Origin of the sequence: Streptomyces sp. NPDC050548, from assembly GCF_044457385.1 — a bacterium.
In the GTDB taxonomy this organism is placed as follows: domain Bacteria; phylum Actinomycetota; class Actinomycetes; order Streptomycetales; family Streptomycetaceae; genus Streptomyces.
The window spans coordinates 801,481-819,081 of sequence record NZ_JBITGV010000002.1; the positions used below are offsets into that span (position 1 = coordinate 801,481).

Sequence of the window (17,601 nt, forward strand, 5' to 3'; positions counted from 1 at the left end):
TTCAGATCGGCGGAGTCGGTCGGCCCTGCATCGCCTCCCACACCCGCGAGGGTGTGAGCGGCATGTCCGCGTGCCGGATGCCGTACGGTTTCAGGGCGTCGACCACCGCGTTGACGATCGCGGGCGGCGAGCCGACCGTCGCGGACTCGCCGACCCCCTTGGCGCCGATCGGGTGGTGCGGAGAGGGCGTGACGGTGAACCCCGTTTCCCAGTCCGGGACTTCGAGCGAGGTGGGGATCAGATAGTCCATCAGCGAGCCGCTGAGGCAGTTGCCGTCCTCGTCGAACGAGATCATCTCCATGAGTGCCATGCCGACGCCGTCGGTGAGGCCGCCGTGCACCTGGCCCTCGATGATCATCGGGTTGATGCGGGTGCCGCAGTCGTCGACCGCGACGAAGCGGCGGACGGTCACCTTCGCCGTGCCCGGGTCGATGTCGACGACGCAGATGTAGGCGCCGTGCGGATAGGTGAGGTTCTCCGGGTTGTAGCAGATCTGCGCCTCCAACCCGCCCTCCACGCCCTCGGGCAGGTCGCCCGCGCCGTGCGCCCGCATCGCGATGGCCTGGATGGTGACCGAGGCCTCGGGGTCGCCCGCGACATGGAAGGAACCCTTCTCCCACTCCAGGTCGGCGACCGACACCTCCAGCATCCCGGAGGCGATCAGGCGGGCCTTGTCCCGCACCTTGCGGGCGACCAGCGCGGCGGCGGCGCCCGAGACGGGGGTGGAGCGGCTGCCGTAGGTGCCGAGGCCGAAGGGGGTCTGGTCGGTGTCGCCGTGCACGACGTCGATGTCCTGTGGCGGGATGCCGAGTTCCTCGGCGACGATCTGCGCGAACGTCGTCTCGTGCCCCTGCCCCTGCGACTGCACCGAGAGCCGGACGACCGCCTTGCCCGTGGGATGCACCCGCAGTTCGCAGCCGTCGGCCATGCCGAGGCCGAGGATGTCCATGTCCTTGCGGGGCCCCGCGCCGACCGCCTCGGTGAAGAACGACACGCCGATGCCCATGAGTTCACCGCGGGCCCGCTTCTCGGCCTGCTCGGCACGCAGCGCGTCGTAGCCGGCGAGTTCCTTGGCGAGTTCCATGGTGGGCGCGTAGTTGCCGGAGTCGTAGACCCAGCCGGTCTTGGTGCGGAAGGGGAACTGCTCGGGCCGGATGAAGTTCTTCATCCTCAACTCGACCGGGTCCATGGCGAGTTCGTACGCGAGGCAGTCCACGATCCGCTCGATCAGGTAGACGGCCTCGGTGATGCGGAAGGAGCAGGCGTACGCGACCCCGCCCGGGGCCTTGTTGGTGTAGACGGCGGTCATCTTGCAGTGGGCGGCCTCGATGTCGTAGCTGCCGGTGAAGACGCCGAAGAAGCCGGCCGGGTACTTCACGGGGGCCGCTGTGCCGTTGAACGCGCCGTGGTCGGCGAGGACTTGGGTGCGGACGGCGAGGATCCTGCCGTCGCGGGTGGCCGCGATCTCGCCGCGCATCACGTAGTCGCGGGCGAAGCCGGTGCTGATGAGGTTCTCCGCGCGGTCCTCCATCCACTTCACCGGCTTGCCGGTCAGCAGCGAGCCGACGATCGCGCACACGTAACCCGGGTAGATCGGCACCTTGTTGCCGAAGCCGCCGCCGATGTCGGGGGAGACGACCCGGATCTTGTGCTCGGGCAGCCCGGCGACGATCGCGTAGAGGGTGCGGTGGGCGTGCGGGGCCTGCGTGGTGGACCACAGGGTGAGCCGTCCGTCGACCTGGTCGAAGTCCGCGACCGCGCCGCACGTCTCCATCGGCGCCGGGTGCACACGCGGGTAGACGATGTCCTCGGTGACCACGACGTCCGCACGGGCGAACACCGCCTCGGTCTCGGCCTCGTCGCCGGTCTCCCAGTCGAAGCAGTGGTTGTCGGCCTTGCCCTCCAGGTCGTCGCGGATGACGGGCGCGTCGGGGGAGAGGGCGGTGCGGACGTCGATCACCGGGTCCAGCGGCTCGTACTCGACGTCGATCAACTCCAGGGCGTCCCGGGCCGCGTAGCGGTCCTCCGCGACGACGAAGGCGACCTCCTGGCCCTGGAAGCGGACCTTGTCGGTGGCGAGGACCGCCTGCACGTCGTTCGAGAGGGTCGGCATCCACGCCAGGCCCTTCTCGGCGAGCATCGCGCCCGTGACGACCAGCCGGACCTTCGGGTGGGCCTCGGCGAGCGTGGTGTCGACGGAGAGGACGCGGGCGTGCGCGAACGGCGAGCGCAGGATGGCCAGATGGAGCATGCCGGGGAGATCCAGGTCGTCGACGTAGCGGCCCTTGCCGCGGACGAAGCGGGGGTCCTCCTTGCGGAGCATGCGGCCGTGGCCGCAGGGCTTCTTGTCGTTGTCGACGAACGCGGTGCGGTGGCCGTTCTCGGAGACGGCGGTCATGACGCGCTCCCTGAAGTGGCCTGCGCGTCAAGGGCAGTTCGGGTGCCTGCCTCTTCGGCCGCCGCCCACCGGACCGAGCGGACGATGGTCGCGTAACCGGTGCAGCGGCAGATCTGCCCGGAGATCGCCTCCCGGATCTCCGTGTCGGAGGGGTCGGGGTTGCGGTCCAGCAGCGCACGCGCGGTCATCATCATGCCGGGGGTGCAGAAGCCGCACTGGAGGCCGTGGCACTCGACGAACCCGCGCTGTACCGGGTCGAGTTCACCGTTCTGTTCCAGCCCCTCGACGGTGCGCACCTCGTGTCCGCCCGCCATCGCGGCAAGCACGGTGCAGGACTTGACCGGTTCGCCGTCCAACCACACCACGCAGGTACCGCAGTTGCTGGTGTCGCACCCCCAGTGGGTGCCGGTCAGCCGGAGGTGGTCGCGCAGGAAGTGGACCAGCAGCAGCCGCCCTTCTATCTCCCGGGTGACCTCTTCGCCGTTCACGACCATGCTGACCTGCACGATCACACCTCCTGTCCGTCGATGCGGGCGACCGACCGGCGCAGTACGCGCACGGTCAACTCCCGTGCCAGATGGCGCTTGTACTCGGCGCTGCCGCGCCGGTCGGTCACGGGGGAGCAGGCCTCGGCGGCGATGTCCCCGGCCTGTCCGTACAGTTCCTCGGTCGGGCGCCGGCCGCGCAGGGCGTCGGCGATGCCGGGGATGCCGGCCGTGTTCGGGCCCACGGCGGCGAGCCCGACCCGGGCGTCGGCGATCAGTCCGTCGCCGTCCAGCCACACCGCCGCCCCGGCGGACACCACCGCCCAGTCACCGGCCCGGCGTTCGACCTTCTCGTAGGCGCTGGAGCCGTTCGGGCGGACCGGGAAGCGGACTTCGGTGAGGATCTCCGCGTCGCCCACGGCGGTTTCGTACGGGCCCCGGTGGAAGTCCTCCATGGACACGACCCGTTGGCCGTCCATGCCCTGGATCACGCAGCCGGCGTCGAGTGTCGTGCACACGGCTGACAGGTCCTCGGACGGGTCGGCCTGGCAGAGGGAGCCGCCGAGCGTGCCCCGGTTGCGTACCACGGGGTCGGCGATGACCCGCTCGGCGTCGCGGAAGATCGGGAAGGCGGCGGCGAGTTCGTCCGACTCCAGCAGTTCACGGTGCCGGGTCATCGCGCCGATGCGGATCAGTCCGGGTTCGACCCGGACGTAACCCAGTTCGTCGTGCAGGTCGTTGATGTCGATCAGGTACTCGAAGTTGGCCAGCCGCAACTTCATCATCGGGATCAGACTGTGCCCGCCGGCCACCAGCCGTGCCGTGTCGCCCAGCCGGTCGAGCAGCGCGACCGCCTCGTCCACACTGCCGACCCGCTGGTACTCGAACGGAGCGGGAACCTGCATACCGCAATCCCCCTGTCTCGCACGGCAGTTGGCCGGTCGGCCGGGTGCCGTGTCCGGGCCTCATTGGGCGCCCGGCGGACAGGGGTGTCAACGGCTGGTTAACCGTTCACTTAAGTTGCCTGCCCCGGGGAAGCGGGCAGGTCGTCCAGGAAGTCCGCCGAGGGGACGAAGAAGAGACTCCCGGTGACGGCCGTGGAGAAGTCCAGGATGCGGTCGTGGGACGCGGAGTCGGTGCCCAGGAACATGTTCCGCAGCATCTGCTCGGTGACCGAGGGGGTGCGGGCGTACCCGATGAAGTAGGTGCCGAACTCGCCCTGTGCCGCGCTGCCGAACGGCATGTTGTCGCGCAGGATCTTCCGCTCGGTGCCGTCCGGGCCCGTGATGACGTTCAGGGCGATGTGCGAGTCGGCCGGTTTGACGTCGTCGTCCATCTCCATGTTGGTCAACTTGGTGCGTCCGACGGCCCGTTCCTGCTGCTCGACCGTCAACGCGTTCCAGGCGGCCATGTCGTGGACGTACTTCTGCACGATCACATAGCTGCCGCCCGCGAACTCCGGGTCCTCGCCGCCGACCACGACCGCCTGGCGGGCCGCCTCCCCGACGGGGTTCTCGGTGCCGTCGACGAAGCCCAGCAGATCGCGTACGTCGAAGTACTGGAACCCGGACACCTCGTCGCGCACGGCGACCGCGCCGCCCAGCCGGCCCATGATCTCGGTGACCAGCTCGAAGCACAGGTCGGCCCGTACGGCCTTGATGTGGAACAGCAGGTCGCCGGGGGTGGAGACGGCGGTGTGCCGGGCACCGGTGAGTTCCTGGAACGGGTGCAGTTCGGCGGGGCGCGGACCGTCGAACAGCCGGTCCCACGCCTCCGACCCGATGCCGGTCGCACAGCTGAGCTGCCCGTTCGGCGCACGGAACCCGATGGAGCGGATCAACCCGCCCAGATCGCCGAGGAGTTGGCGTACCGTCTCCTCGCCGCCCGGCTCCACGGTGACGACGAGAAAGGTCGCGCTGGGAGTCAGGGACTCCAGCACCGCCTGCGTGGTCGGGGCGGTCTCGCCGCCGCTGGTGCCGTCCAGGTGCTCGACCGAGCCGTCAACTGTCATGTACTCCACGCCTCCGCTGCGTCCTCCGAGGCGCCCGGCGGCACCTCGGAACTCAGCCGAGTTTCCCAGTCCGCGCCTCCTGCCACAGATCCACCCCGCCGTCGACGGCGTACGAGTCGATCTCGGCCAGTTCCTCGGCGCTGAAGTCGAGGTTGTCGAGAGCGGCCACGTTCTGTTCGAGCTGCTCCGCGCGCGAGGCGCCGATGACCAGCGAGGTGACCCGCTCGTCACGCAGCGCCCAGGCGAGCGCCATCTGCGCCAGCGTCTGGCCGCGCTTGGCCGCGATGTCGTTCAGCGCCCGCAGCCGGCGCACCATGTCCTCGGTCAGCCAGCCCGCGTCGAAGGACGTGCCCTGCGCGGCCCGCGAGCCCTCCGGAATGCCGTCCAGGTACCGCCCGGTCAGCAGCCCCTGCGCCAGCGCCGTGAAACCGATGACCCCGAAGCCCTCGTCCCGCGCGGCATCCAGCAGCCCGTCGGTCTCTATCCAGCGGTTGAGCATGCTGTACGAGGGCTGGTGGATGAGCAGTGGTGTGCCCAGCTCGCGGAGGATCGCGGCGGCCTGACGGGACCGCTCGGAGTCGTAGGACGAGATGCCGACGTAGAGCGCCTTGCCCTGGCGGACGGCGGTGTCCAGCGCGCCCATGGTCTCTTCGAGCGGGGTGCCGGCGTCGAGGCGGTGGGAGTAGAAGATGTCCACGTAGTCGAGGCCGGTGCGCTTCAGGGACTGGTCGAGGGAGGCGAGCACGTACTTGCGGGAGCCGCCGCCCTGGCCGTAGGGGCCGGGCCACATGTCCCAGCCTGCCTTGGTGGAGACGATCAGCTCGTCCCGGTACGGCGCGAGGTCCTGCTTCAGCAAGCGGCCGAAGTTCTGCTCGGCGGCGCCGTAGGGCGGGCCGTAGTTGTTGGCCAGGTCGTGGTGGGTGATGCCGAGGTCGAAGGCGCGCAGCGCGATCTCGCGCTGGGTCTCGAACGGGCGGTCGTCACCGAAGTTGTGCCAGTAGCCCAGCGAGAGCAGGGGCAGGTCGAGCCCCGAGCGGCCCGTGCGGCGGTAGCGCATCGTGCTGTCGTAGCGCCCCGGATCTGCGATGTGGTTCACCTCGCCCACTCTGCCCGCGCCCGCCGCACGCGTCCAACCGATCCCGGTCATCGCATTCAGCAGCGCCGACGCATAATCCGGCAGCGGATCGCTGAGCGGACCGCTGCTGTTCGGTGGCCTTCCGCCCGTCCCTAGGGTCCTTTTCATGAACTGCGACATGTCGGTGGGCGTCGACCCGGTGGGCGTCGGCGAGGAACCGCTGCGGATCGGCGTGCGCGTCCCGCCCTGCGACCGTGCGGACCGGGTGGCCCGGACCGCACGCCGGGCCGAGGAGCTCGGCTTCGACCAAGTGTGGTTCCCCGACTCGCAGTTGCTGTGGCGGGACGTGTTCACCACCCTCACGGCCGCGGCCTTCGCCACCGAGCGCATCGGTCTCGGCACGGCCGTCACCAACCTGGCCACCCGGCACCCGTCCGTCGTCGCGTCGGCCGCGCGCAGCGTCGCCGAACTCGCGCCCGGCAGGTTCACCCTCGGCCTCGGCGTGGGCAACAGCTCCGTGGGGCCCGTGGGCCTGCCGCAGACCGGCTCGGCGGCACTGCGCGAGGGCCTGACCATGCTGCGCGCCCTGCTGGACGGGCAGGAGTGGGACTTCGAGGGCAAGGTCCGCTCCCGGCTCCGCGACCCGCAGCCGTCCGTACCGCTGCACCTGGCGGCCAGCGGCCCCCGGAACCTGCGCCTCGCCGGGGAGATCGCCGACGGGGTCATCCTGCTCAGCGGAGTCTCACCGCGCACCCTGACCGCCGCCCTGGCCCGGGTCCGGGAGGGCGCCGAGGCGGCCGGCCGGAGCGCCGGGAAACTGCCGGTGACCGTGTCCGCGTTCTGCGAGGTGACCGACGACATCGAGGCCGACGCCCGCCTGCTCAAACCGATCTGCGCCTCGATCGCCCAGAACGGCGGCGCGTCCTTCCTCGCCCTCGCCGGCATCGAGGTCGACGTCCCCGCGACGATCGAGGGCGTCTACCCGGACCTCGTGCACGCCGAGGACTGGGACGCGGCCGTGCAGATCTGCTCGGCCTGGATCAGCGACGAGACGGCCGTCCGCTTCGCCGAGGAGTTCTGCCTCTTCGGCACGCCCACCCAGATCACCGAACGGCTCCGCACCCTGCGCGACTCGGGAGTGACCGACGTCTTCCTCCAGCACGTCGGCTCCTACGACCCGCCCACCGACCTGATCGAGACCATCGGCGCCTCGGTCCTGCCGGCCCTCCGCCGGTGAGGCCGTCAGCGCGCTCCGGCCGCGGGCAGCAGGTCCTTGCGTACGATGCCGTCCTGGACGACGCACACGATGTTGCCCGGATCTCCCAGCACGCCGATGTCCTTGAGCGGATCGCCCTCGCAGATGACCAGGTCGGCGGTCCTGCCGGCGGTCAGGGTGCCCAACTGGTCGGACAGACCCAGGAGTTCGGCCGAGACACGGGTGCCGGCCACGATCGCCGCCATGGGGTCCATGCCCAGGTCCACGAGGAAGCGGAGTTCCAGCAGGTTCTGGCCGTGCGGGCAGACGGCCGCGTCGGTGCCGAGCGCGATCTTGGCGCCGCGGTCGATGGCGCGGGCGATGTTCTCCTTGGTGATGCCCGACCAGCGGACCTTCTTCTGGTAGTGGTGCTCCGGCATCAGGTCCTTGTCGATGCCCGCGAACACGGTGGACAGGGTCGGCACGACGAAGGTGCCCCGCTCGCCCGCCAGCTCCAGCGCCTCCTCGTCCAGTCCGTAGCCGTGCTCGATGCTGGTGACCCCGCCGCGGATCGCGTTGAGGATGCCCGCGGTGCCCTGCGCGTGCGCGGCGACCGGCTTGCCACCGTGGCGCCGGCACTCGTCGACCACGGCCCGGATCTCCTCCTCCATCAACCCCTCGTCCTCGGGCTGGTCGTAGGGGCTGGCCATGCCGCCGCTCGCGCAGATCTTGATCACGTCGGCGCCCGCGCGCAGCATCCTGCGGACGGCGAGCCGGGACTCGTCCACGGTGTCGGCCAGTTCGGCCATCTCGCCGCCGCTGAGGTCCGTGCCGTCCAGGAGACGGAAGTCGCCGTGCCCGCCGGTGTGGCTGATGATCCGTACCGCGGTGTGCAGCCGGGGGCCGACGATCCGGCCGGTCGCTACGGCGGTACGGAACCCGGCGGACAGTCCGCCCAGGTCACGGGCGGTGGTGATGCCCGCGTCCAGGGTCTGCCGCAGCCGGGTCGCGGTGTCGTAGGTGACGAGCACCGGGTCGAGTTCGCCGCGCCGCCCGGGCGGCGAGCCGTGCGCGTACGCGAGGTGGGTGTGGCAGTCGAAGAACCCGGGGAGCACGGTCCGCCCGCCGGCGTCGATGATCCGGACCGCCGAGCCGTCACCGGGCACGGGCGGGGCCGTGGCCGCCGGTCCGGCGTACGTGAGCATGCCCGTCGCGTCCGCGACGACGACGGCGTCGGCCACCGGGACGGCGCCGATACCGTCGATGAGGCGGGCGTTCTCGACGCGCAAAGCGGTCCGAAAGGTCTCTTGCGTCATGGCATCCGTCATGGTGGGACCGAATCACTCCTCGGTATCAGGAACCTCTGGGGTGGGGAACCTCGGTATCAGGAACAGGCGAAAGGGAGTCTGCAATGGACGAGACGACGCCGGGCCACGGTGCAGCTTCCGATCCCGATTTCAGTCGGGCACGCAGGAATGCGCCGTCCCAGGAGGCGCAGGAATTCACTGTCGCCGATCTCGACGAACTGGACCGCGGAGTCGTGCACGCGCTGCAGATCCACCCCCGGGCCCCGTGGACCCTGGTGGGCGACGTCCTCGGCGTGAACCCGGTGACGGTCGCCCGTCGCTGGCAGCGGCTGGAGGACGCGGGGCTCGCGTGGGTCACCGCCTATCCACGGCTGTCGGACTCCCGCATCGTGGTGACCGGCATCGTCGAGGTCGACACCGAGCCGGGCGTCGCCGAGGAGGTGGCCCGCGCCCTCGCCGCCGAGCACGTCGTGGCCAACGTCAAGATCACCGCGGGCGGCCGGGACATCGTGACCGCCGTACAGACCAGGGACCTCGACGAACTCGCCCACCTCACCACCCGGCTCTTCCAGCAGACCCCGGGCGTCCGGGCCACCCGCACCCACGTCTCCACCGGTGTCCCCACCGAGGGCAGCCGCTGGCGGCTGCGCAGCCTGGACGCGGCCCAGTGCGCCCGCATCGAGGCGAGCCACGCCTCGGACATACCGCCCGACACGGGCACCGGCCCCGCCGCGCCCTGGGACTCCCTGGACGCGCACCTGCTCGAACTGCTCAGCTCCGACGGCCGGATGTCGATCCGCGCCCTGGCGACCGCCACCGGCGTCGGCCTCACCACGGTGCGCCGCCGTCTCCAGTCGCTGCTGGCCTCCCGGGTCAGCCTGCGCTGCGACCTGGCCCGGCCGCTGTCCGGCTGGCCGCTGTCAGCGGTGTACTTCGCGTCGGTGCCCGCCCAGTACCTGGAGGAGACCAGCCGGGTCCTGTCCGGTGTCCGCGAGGTCCGTTCCTGCGCGATCACCGCGGGACCGCACAACCTGGTCATCGACGTGTGGCTGCGCGCCCTGGCCGACGTGCACACCTTCGAGGCACATCTGTCGCGCCGGCTGCCACGGCTGGTGATCGACGACCGCTCGGTGGTCCTGCGCACGGTCAAGCACATGGGCCGTCTGCTGGACCGCGACGGCCGCTGCGTCGGCGTCGTACCGCTGCGCGAACCCCAGGGCACCCACCGGCTCCTCGCGGTGCCGGACGGCGAGCGCGTCTGGCGATGAGCACCGACGTCCCTATCTCTCAAGGCTGTTGAGGACCACAGATGCGCTCCCTGTACGTTCCCGAGGCCGGCGGCCGACTGCGCTGGATCGACCTCCCCGGCGAGGGCCCCGCCCGGGTGTACCTCCACGGCCTGGGCTGCGCGGGCTCCGCCGACTTCGCGGGGATCGCCGCCCATCCCGACCTGCGCGGCGGACGCGCCATCGTCGTCGACCTCCTCGGCCACGGCTACAGCGACCGCCCGGAGGACTTCCCGGGCACGCTGGAGGCCCACGCCGGGACGGTCGCCGCCGTCCTCGACCACTGCGGGATCACCGGCGCCGTGCTCGTCGGGCACTCGATGGGCGGCGCGATCGCGATCCTCCTCACCGCGACCCGCCCCGACCTCGTCTCCCGCCTCGTCGTCGCCGAGCCCAACCTGCGCGCGGGCGGCGGTCTGTTCAGCGGGGCCATCGCCGCATACGGCGAGGAGGACTTCGTCGGCCACGGATTCCGCACGGTCCTGGCGGGCCTCGAACCCGACTACGCGGCACGCATGCGGGTCGCCGACCCCGCGATCCTGCACCGCAGCGCCGTCGGCCTGGTGACCGGGACCAGCCCGGGAACCGCGGAACTCCTCTACGGCCTTCCGCAGCCGCGGGTGATGCTGATCGGCACCCGCAGCCGCCCCTACGCGGACGAGCCCGCCGTCCGGCAGGCCGGCATCCCGGTCGTGGAAGTCCCCGACGCGGGCCACCACATGATGGGGGACAACCCCGAGGGGTTCGTGGCGGCCCTGGTCGCGAGCGGTGCGGGACCCGTTCCTAGAGGAGAACGCGGAGGGAGTCGTAGCGGGCGAGTCGGGTCGTGATGATGGTCGATGCCTGGGTGAGGGCCGAGAGCAGCCGGGTGATCCTGCTGCCGGCCGTGGGCGCGATGACCGACAGGGCGCCCAGGTAGGTGTCGTCCCGCCCGCGTACGGGCACCGCGACGGCGAGGTAGCCGAGGCGCTTCTCCTCGACCTCGATCGCGTAGCCCTGTTCCCGGATACGGCAGATTTCACCGGGCAGTTGGGCGGGGCCGAGCGTGTGCGCGGTGCGGCGGACCGACGAGCGCAGCACCTCCCCGAGCGGGTACTGCTCGGGGAGCATCGCGAGGGTGAGCTTGCCCGCGGCGGTGCAGTGCAGCTCCAGGCGTCTGCCGTCGGCGGTGGAGCGGGCCTGGTTGCGGTGGGTGCCGAGGTTCTCGACGCACAGCAGCTCGGAGTCGTGCGGGATCGCCAGGATCACCGCGTTGTCGAGGCTCTGCGCGAGGCTTTCGATGACGGGCCGGGCCGCCGCGCGCAGGGTGCGCTGGTGCGGGGAGCGCAGGCCCATCGCGTAGAGCCGCACGCCCAGGCGGTAGTTGCAGCCGTCCCGCTCCAGGAAGTCGGTGGCGACGAGCTCCTGGCAGAGCCGGTGGACCGTGGCCTTGGCGATGCCGGTACGGTCCCGCAGTTCGGCCAGACCCAGCGAGAAGTCGTCGTCGCCGAAGGCCGACAGGATGAGACTCACCTTGCCGAGCACCGAGTTGGGCCGCTCGTCGCCCTCCCGGACCGTGCCGGCGGTGGTCATCCCGCCGCCACCCAGTCGAGGATGTGCCGGGAGAACTCCTCCGGCAGCTGCTCCGGCACGGGGACGTGGCCGCCGGGGATGACCAGTGTCTCGCAGCCGGCGTCCGCGAACTTCTCCAGGCCCGGCATCGAGAAGTGGTCCTCGGAGGCGCAGACGGCGAGAGTGCGGGCGGTGACGAGGGGCAGCCGCTGGTCCAGCATCGAGCCCCGGACCGCCACATGCCCTTCCTCCACCCGGTCCAGCACGGTCAGCGCGTCGACCATGAACCGGTTGAGGGCGGCCTCCTCGCCGTCCTTGTAGAACGGGCGCCGCAGGTTCCACAGTTCGAGCAGATGCGAGCCGTCGGGGCGGGGGACGACATGGTCGACGGGCTTGCGCGAGTTCACCGTGCGGCGCTTCTCGTCGTCGATGTAGGGGGTGGCGGACAGGAACAGGCTGGAGACCCGCTTGCCGTGGCGCGCGGCGACTTCCACCGCGATCACCCCGCCGGTGTGGTGGCCCACGAGATGGAAGCGCTCCAGGCCCAGTTCCTCGACCAGATCGTCGACCGCGTCCGCCCACCGCTCGATCGAGTGGGGTTCGTCGGGTTTCGCGGAGGCGCCGAAGCCCAGGGTGTCCATGGCGATGGCCCGGTGCACGGCACCGACGCGGGGGAGCACGTCCAGGTACTCGGTCCAGGACCGGGGCGTCTGATGGAGCATCAGTACGGGCTCGCCCGTACCGCACTCGACATAGTGCAACTGACCGAAACGGCTGGGTACATAGCCGCGACGCAGTGGGTCCGTCATCAGTGACTCCCTGGTTTGTGACATGCCGTCAGATGGCCCGGTGTCTGTTCGGTGAGCGCGGGACGTTCGCTGCGGCAGCGGTCGTCGGCCAGCCAGCAGCGGGAGGAGAAGGGGCAGCCGGCCGGAATGTCCGAGGGGGAGGGCAGTTCGCCCTTGAGGACGATCTGCTCGCCCGGCCCGTCCTCCCCCGGCTCCAGGACGGACGAGAGCAGCGCCATGGAGTACGGGTGCTGCGGGTCCTCGAACAGCTCCTTCGCCGGGGCGAGTTCGACGATCGACCCGAGGTACATCACCGCGACCCGCTCGCTGAGGTGACGGACCACACCGAGGTTGTGCGAGATGAACAAGTAGGCGATGCGGTCGCGCTGTTGGATCTCCTGGAGCAGATTGAGGATCTGCGCCTGGATGGAGACGTCCAGCGCCGACGTCGGCTCGTCGAGGACGATCACGGACGGTTGCGGGGCCAACGCCCGCGCCAGCGCGAGGCGTTGGCGCTGGCCGCCGGAGAACTCGTGCGGATAGCGGGCGGCGGCCGACGCGTCGAGGCCGACCTCCTCCAGCACCTCCGCCAGCCGGGTACGCCGGTCGGCGCGCGCCACACCCCGGGCGCGCAGCGGTTCCTCGATGCTCGCGCCCACCGGCAGCCGGGGGTTCAGCGAGCCGTTGGGGTCCTGGAACACCATCTGTACCGCACGCCGGAACGCCTTCAGGTCGGCGCTCTTCGGCTTGTGCGTCATGTCCTTGCCCTCGAAGCGCACCGCGCCCCGCGTGGGCCGGTACAGCCTGGTGGCGATCCGGCCCAGCGTGCTCTTGCCGCACCCGGACTCGCCGACCAGGCCGACCGTCTCGCCGGGACTCAGGGCGAGGGTGATGTCGTCGACCGCGCGGACACCGGAACGGCCCGGGCGACCGCCGAACTCGTGCCCGATGCCGGAGAGTTCGAGCAGCGGCTCGCTCCCGGTCCGGTCGGGCTGCGTCTCAGTCATCGTTTCCTCCGGCTGCGGTCGGGGCGTCGTCCAGGTCACGCCAGCAGCGCGACACCCATCCGTCGCCGACGGGCCGCAAGGGCTGGGGCGCGGCACAGGCGTCGGCGGCCAGCGGGCAGCGCGGCGCGAAGCGGCAGCCGGGCAACCGGCGGGCGTCGTCCGTGAGTTGGCCGCGGATCGCGGTCAGCGGGGTGCCCTCGCCCTCCCGCATCCTGGGTACCGCCGCGAGCAGCGCCCGGGTGTAGGGATGCCGGGGCGCGTTCAGCACCTGGTCGACGGTGCCGGACTCCACCGCCTGTCCGGCGTACATCACCTGCACCCGGCTGCACATGGCCGTGATGACACCGAGGTCGTGCGAGATGAGCAACATGCCCATGCCGTGCTCCTGTTGGAGCGTGCGCAGCAGGCGCAGGATCTCCGCCTGCACGGTGACGTCCAGGGCGGTCGTCGGTTCGTCGGCCAGCAGCAGTCGCGGATTGCCCGCCATCGCGATGGCGATGACCACGCGCTGCCGCATACCGCCGGACAGCTCGTGCGGGAACTGCCGGGCCCTGCGCTCGGGGGAGGGGATCTCCACCAGCCGCAGCAGGTCCACCGCCCGCTCCTGCGCCTCCTTCCGGCCGGCCTTGCCGTGGATCCGCAGCACCTCGGCGACCTGCGTGCCGACCCGCATGCACGGGTTCAGCGAGGTCATCGGCTCCTGGAACACCATCGCGACCCGGTCGCCGCGCAGACTCTCCAGCTCCGCGTCGCCGCTGCCCAGCAGATCCGTACCACAGGCCACCAGCCGGTCGGCCCGGACGTCGGCGCCCCGGCCCAGGAGCCCCATGGCGGCGAGCGCGACGCTGGACTTGCCGCAGCCGCTCTCGCCGATCAGGCCCACCACTTCGCCCTGTTCGACCCGGAGATCCACACCGGAGACGACGTCCGAGCCGCCGAAGCCGATACGCAGTCCCGAGACGTCGAGGACCGGGTCGGTGCCGTCCTTTCCGGCACCGGCCCGAGCGGGAGTCAGGGTGTCCGCCTTCACGACGTCAGCCAGGCGTTCTTGAGGTTGAGGCGGGTCGCCGTCGCGTCCGGCTGGTAGCCGTGCAGCCGGTCGCTCCAGGCCTCGCCGCGCACCGCCTTGGCGTAGGGCACCAGCAGATAGGCCTCGTCGGCGATGTACTGGGCGAGCTGGTGGTAGAGCGTGACCCGCTTGGCGTTGTCCTGCTCGCTCTTCGCGGCGGCCATCAGGTCCCACAGGTGCTGGTCCTTGACCTTGGTCGCCGGGCTGCCCTTGGCGAACCACAGGTCGAGGTACTGGGCCGGGTCGGCGTTCAGCACGCTGGTCAGCATGATCATGTCGGTGTAGTCGCCGCCCAGGACCTTGGGCACGAGGCTCGCGAACGGTACGAGCTTGAGGTTGAGGGTGATGCCGACCTTGGACAGCTGCGCCTTCATCAGCTCCAGGGCGGAGATGTCGGGACCGTAGGCGGAGTCGCTCGGGGCGGTCAGTTCGATGCTGACACTGCTCTTGCCCGCGGCCTTGAGCAGGGCCACGGCCTTCGCCTGGTTGTGCTGGTACATCGGGTCGGCGGTGGTCGGCGTGATGCCGTACGGGTCCTGCGGCGGGATGACGTAGCCGAAGCTCGCGGAGCCGCTGCCCAGCGTCTTGATGAGGGTATCGCGGTCGATGGCGAGGTTGAACGCCTGCCGCACCCGCTTGTCGGCGAGCGGCCCGCTGAGGGTGTTCATGTTGAGCCAGACACTGGAGACGAGGGGCCCGTTCGCCTCGGTGACACCGCTGGTGCTCTTGACGTCGCTCACCATGCGCAGATCGCGGAAGGACAGCAGCTGCACCGAGTTGGAGCGCAGCGAGGCCACCCGGGAGGTCTCGTCGGGGATGAGCCGGTAGATCACCGTGTCGAGATACGGCTTCGGCTTGTCCCAGTAGCCCTTGTAGCCGGAGAGCGTGATGGAGATGCCCTTCGACCACTTCTTCAGCGAGAAGGGTCCGGTGCCGTTCTCCGACTGCTTGAGCTGGTTCGCGCTCTGGGCCGTCGTCCACTTCTTGCTCATGATGGCCCCGCTCCACGGCCGGGCCAGGAAGTTGTACAGCGACGGCTGCGGCGCGCTGAGCTTGACCTCGACGGTACTGGCGTCCACGGCGGTGACCGTCTTGATCCGGTACTGCTGGGTGTACGGCGACTTGATCGCCGGGTCCATCAGCCGCTCCAGGCTGAAGATCACGTCGTCGGTGGTGAGCTTGGTGCCGTCGTGGAAGGTCACCCCGTCGCGGAGCGTGAACTGGTGGGTGGTGGCGTCCAGTTGCTTGTAACTCTTGGCAAGACCGGGCTTGATCTGCCCCTTGTTGTCCAGGCTCAGCAGACCCTCGTAGAACTGCGCGACGATCTGCTGGTCGAAGAACGCCTGGGCCACCTGCGGGTCGAAGCCGACCGTGGGCTCCCCGTCGAGCCCGATGGTCAGGGTTCCTCCCTCGACCGGCTTCCCGGAGGTGCTGCCGGCCGTGGTGGCCGTACCGCCGCAGGCCGCCAGGAACAGGCCGGCGAATGTGCTGCCGCCGAGTGCCAGCGCGCCTCTGCGCGTGAAGGTGTGGTTCGTCATCATGACCGCCTGTTTCTCAAGAACGTGAGGGTGAAGTGACGTGGTGCGGGCGCCCGTTCAGGGCGTACGGCGCTTGCCGCGCGGGTTGAGCTGTTCCTGCAGGCCGTCGGAGATCAGACCGAAGGCCGCGGTGGCGACGGCCAGGGTGACGCCGGGGACGATCACCAGCAGCGGCGCGTCCTTCATGTAGCGCTGGCCCTCGAAGATCATCCGGCCCCAACTGGGCGTCGGTGGCTGGATGCCGAGGCCCAGATAACTCAGGGACGCCTCGACGAGAACGCAGGTCGCCGCCGTGTTCGCGTACTGCACGAGCGCGGACGACAGCACGTTCGGCAGCACATGCCGAACGATGATCACCGGAGTCGGCACTCCGGCGATCCGGGCGGCCGAGACGAAGTCCCGCTCGCGGACGGTGAGCGCCGGGGCCCGCACGATCCGCGCGAAGTACGGGACGAAGATCAGGCCCATGCCCGCGATGAGGACCCACATGCCCGGGGTGAAGACCGACACCAGCACAAGTGCCAGCAGCACGGAGGGAATGGACATCGCGGTGTCCATCGCCGCCATCAGGACCGCGTCCAGCCGGCGGGCGTTGTAGCCGGCGACGAGCCCGATGGGGATGCCGATGAGCGCGGCGAGCGTGGTCGCGCCGAAGGCCACCAGCAGGGACTGCCGGGCCGCGCCGAAGGTCCGGGTGAACAGGTCACGGCCGAGGTTGTCGGTGCCCAGCCAGTGGCTGCCCGAGGGGCCGGTGAGCAGTGAGTCGCTGACGTCCGTCGCCGCGTAGCGGCCGAAGACACCGATGGCCAGGGACAGCAGCACCATCCCGCCGAGGACGCAGACACCCGTGGTCAGCGTCGCGTTCCAGCCGAGGCGCGGCCTGCGCCGGCGTGCCGCGGGGACGGTGACGGCGGGCGCGGTGGATTCAACCGTCACGGCGTGCTCCTGTCGTCCGGATTCGGGGGTCGATGAGGGGATAGACCAGGTCGGTCACCAGGTTGATCAGCACGTAGGAGGCACCGAGGGCGAGGATCGCGCCCTGGATCACCGTGAAGTCGTGCTGGGTGATGGAGTTGACGATCAGCGAACCGAGACCGGGGAGCGCGAAGACCTGCTCGATGATCACGGTGCCGCCGACCAGTACCCCGAGCTGGAGCCCGCCGGCGGTGACCACCGGCACCAGCGCGTTGCGCAGCGCGTGCCGCAGCATCAGCCGCCGTCGCCCGGCGCCCTTCGCCGCCGCCGTCCGCATGAAGTCCTGGCCCTCGACGTCGAGGACGGCGGCCCGCATGTAGCGGCAGAGGGTCGCGCCGAACGGGATGCCCAGGGCGACCGCGGGGAGGAGGAGCACCTGGAGGTTGAGCAGCGGATCCTGCGAGAACGGCACGAAGGAGAACAGCGGCCAGGCCGGTGCCAGCGTGCTGAACAGCAGGACCATGACCGTGCCGACCACGAACGGCGGGACGGCGAGGCCGAGGAACGCGGCGCTGTTGACCACCCGGTCCCTCGCGCGTCCCTGGTACATGGCCGACCAGATGCCCGCCGGAATGCCCCACAGGACCGCGATCACCGCCGCGTAGACGGCGAGTTCCAGGCTCACCGGGAGACGGGCGGCGACCTGTGCGCCGACGCTCTGCCCGTCCAGCAGGGACGAACCGAGGTCACCCCGCACGGCGTGCCCGATCCAGCCCAGGTACTGCGACCACACGGGCTGGTCGAGCCCCAGTTGATGGGTGATCTGGGCGCGCAGCTGGGGAGTCGAGTTCTCGCCGGCGATCAGGGCCGCCGGGTCACCGGGGACCAGATGCGCCAGGGCGAACACGATGGCGCTGAGACAGAGGACCACCGCGAGCGAGCGGACCAGACGGATCGAGAGGTAGCGCAGCACTGG

16 protein-coding genes are annotated in these 17,601 nt (G+C 70.5%); 3 read left to right on the forward strand and 13 right to left on the reverse strand.

Going from position 1 to position 17,601, the window contains the following annotated elements; translation table 11 throughout:
• Position 1 precedes the first annotated feature (1 nt).
• The 5 genes from ACIBJH_RS09490 to mgrA form a co-directional block, all read right to left on the reverse strand.
• On the reverse strand, positions 2-2,398 hold the full coding sequence (locus ACIBJH_RS09490) for an aerobic carbon-monoxide dehydrogenase large subunit (RefSeq protein ID WP_399116254.1): 2,397 nt from the start codon (positions 2,396-2,398) through the stop codon (positions 2-4).
• Positions 2,395-2,910 carry a (2Fe-2S)-binding protein gene (locus tag ACIBJH_RS09495; RefSeq protein WP_399116255.1) on the reverse strand — a complete coding sequence of 172 codons (516 nt, stop codon included), beginning with the start codon at positions 2,908-2,910 and terminating at the stop codon, positions 2,395-2,397. The genes ACIBJH_RS09490 and ACIBJH_RS09495 overlap by 4 nt, the downstream gene beginning before the upstream one ends.
• On the reverse strand, positions 2,907-3,788 hold the full coding sequence (locus tag ACIBJH_RS09500; protein ID WP_399116256.1) for an FAD binding domain-containing protein: 882 nt from the start codon (positions 3,786-3,788) through the stop codon (positions 2,907-2,909). Before ACIBJH_RS09500 ends, ACIBJH_RS09495 begins: the two co-directional genes overlap by 4 nt.
• 110 nt (positions 3,789-3,898) lie before the next feature.
• Entirely contained in the window at positions 3,899-4,894 is a 996-nt protein-coding gene (locus ACIBJH_RS09505; protein ID WP_399116257.1) for a Dyp-type peroxidase, read from the reverse strand.
• A gap of 52 nt (positions 4,895-4,946) precedes the next feature.
• Positions 4,947-5,990, reverse strand: a complete 1,044-nt coding sequence (mgrA, locus tag ACIBJH_RS09510; protein ID WP_399116258.1) for an L-glyceraldehyde 3-phosphate reductase — start codon at positions 5,988-5,990, stop codon at positions 4,947-4,949.
• A 145-nt stretch (positions 5,991-6,135) separates the two neighbouring features.
• On the opposite strand from mgrA, the gene ACIBJH_RS09515 reads away from it, so the two are divergent.
• Positions 6,136-7,206: an LLM class flavin-dependent oxidoreductase gene (locus tag ACIBJH_RS09515; protein WP_399116259.1), complete on the forward strand. Its 1,071-nt coding sequence runs from the start codon at positions 6,136-6,138 to the stop codon at positions 7,204-7,206.
• 5 nt (positions 7,207-7,211) lie between these two features.
• Here the strand turns inward: ACIBJH_RS09515 and ACIBJH_RS09520 are convergent, their stop codons facing one another.
• On the reverse strand, positions 7,212-8,492 hold the full coding sequence (locus tag ACIBJH_RS09520; RefSeq protein WP_399116260.1) for an amidohydrolase family protein: 1,281 nt from the start codon (positions 8,490-8,492) through the stop codon (positions 7,212-7,214).
• Positions 8,493-8,575: 83 nt separating this feature from the next.
• Between ACIBJH_RS09520 and ACIBJH_RS09525 the strand changes: the two genes are divergently transcribed.
• Both ACIBJH_RS09525 and ACIBJH_RS09530 read left to right on the forward strand, forming a co-directional pair.
• A complete protein-coding gene (locus ACIBJH_RS09525) occupies positions 8,576-9,739 on the forward strand; it encodes an Lrp/AsnC family transcriptional regulator (RefSeq protein ID WP_399116261.1) in 1,164 nt (387 codons plus the stop codon).
• 41 nt (positions 9,740-9,780) lie between these two features.
• A complete protein-coding gene (locus ACIBJH_RS09530; protein WP_399116262.1) occupies positions 9,781-10,587 on the forward strand; it encodes an alpha/beta fold hydrolase in 807 nt (268 codons plus the stop codon).
• On the opposite strand, the gene ACIBJH_RS09535 is transcribed toward ACIBJH_RS09530, so the two are convergent.
• Genes ACIBJH_RS09535 through ACIBJH_RS09565 form a run of 7 tightly spaced genes read right to left on the reverse strand, consistent with a single transcriptional unit; the run spans position 10,541 to position 17,598 of the window.
• Positions 10,541-11,329 carry an IclR family transcriptional regulator gene (locus ACIBJH_RS09535; protein ID WP_399116263.1) on the reverse strand — a complete coding sequence of 263 codons (789 nt, stop codon included), beginning with the start codon at positions 11,327-11,329 and terminating at the stop codon, positions 10,541-10,543. The genes ACIBJH_RS09530 and ACIBJH_RS09535 overlap by 47 nt on opposite strands.
• On the reverse strand, positions 11,326-12,117 hold the full coding sequence (locus ACIBJH_RS09540) for an alpha/beta fold hydrolase (RefSeq protein ID WP_399116264.1): 792 nt from the start codon (positions 12,115-12,117) through the stop codon (positions 11,326-11,328). The genes ACIBJH_RS09535 and ACIBJH_RS09540 overlap by 4 nt, the downstream gene beginning before the upstream one ends.
• Positions 12,117-13,103: an ABC transporter ATP-binding protein gene (locus tag ACIBJH_RS09545; RefSeq protein WP_399116265.1), complete on the reverse strand. Its 987-nt coding sequence runs from the start codon at positions 13,101-13,103 to the stop codon at positions 12,117-12,119. Before ACIBJH_RS09545 ends, ACIBJH_RS09540 begins: the two co-directional genes overlap by 1 nt.
• On the reverse strand, positions 13,096-14,133 hold the full coding sequence (locus tag ACIBJH_RS09550; RefSeq protein ID WP_399116266.1) for an ABC transporter ATP-binding protein: 1,038 nt from the start codon (positions 14,131-14,133) through the stop codon (positions 13,096-13,098). Before ACIBJH_RS09550 ends, ACIBJH_RS09545 begins: the two co-directional genes overlap by 8 nt.
• Positions 14,130-15,713, reverse strand: coding sequence for an ABC transporter substrate-binding protein (locus tag ACIBJH_RS09555; RefSeq protein WP_399116267.1), 1,584 nt, complete (start codon positions 15,711-15,713; stop codon positions 14,130-14,132). The genes ACIBJH_RS09550 and ACIBJH_RS09555 overlap by 4 nt, the downstream gene beginning before the upstream one ends.
• A gap of 54 nt (positions 15,714-15,767) precedes the next feature.
• A complete protein-coding gene (locus tag ACIBJH_RS09560; RefSeq protein WP_399116268.1) occupies positions 15,768-16,646 on the reverse strand; it encodes an ABC transporter permease in 879 nt (292 codons plus the stop codon).
• Complete coding sequence (locus tag ACIBJH_RS09565; protein ID WP_399116269.1) at positions 16,636-17,598, reverse strand: ABC transporter permease; 963 nt, start codon at positions 17,596-17,598, stop codon at positions 16,636-16,638. The genes ACIBJH_RS09560 and ACIBJH_RS09565 overlap by 11 nt, the downstream gene beginning before the upstream one ends.
• Between the last annotated feature and the right edge of the window lie 3 nt (positions 17,599-17,601).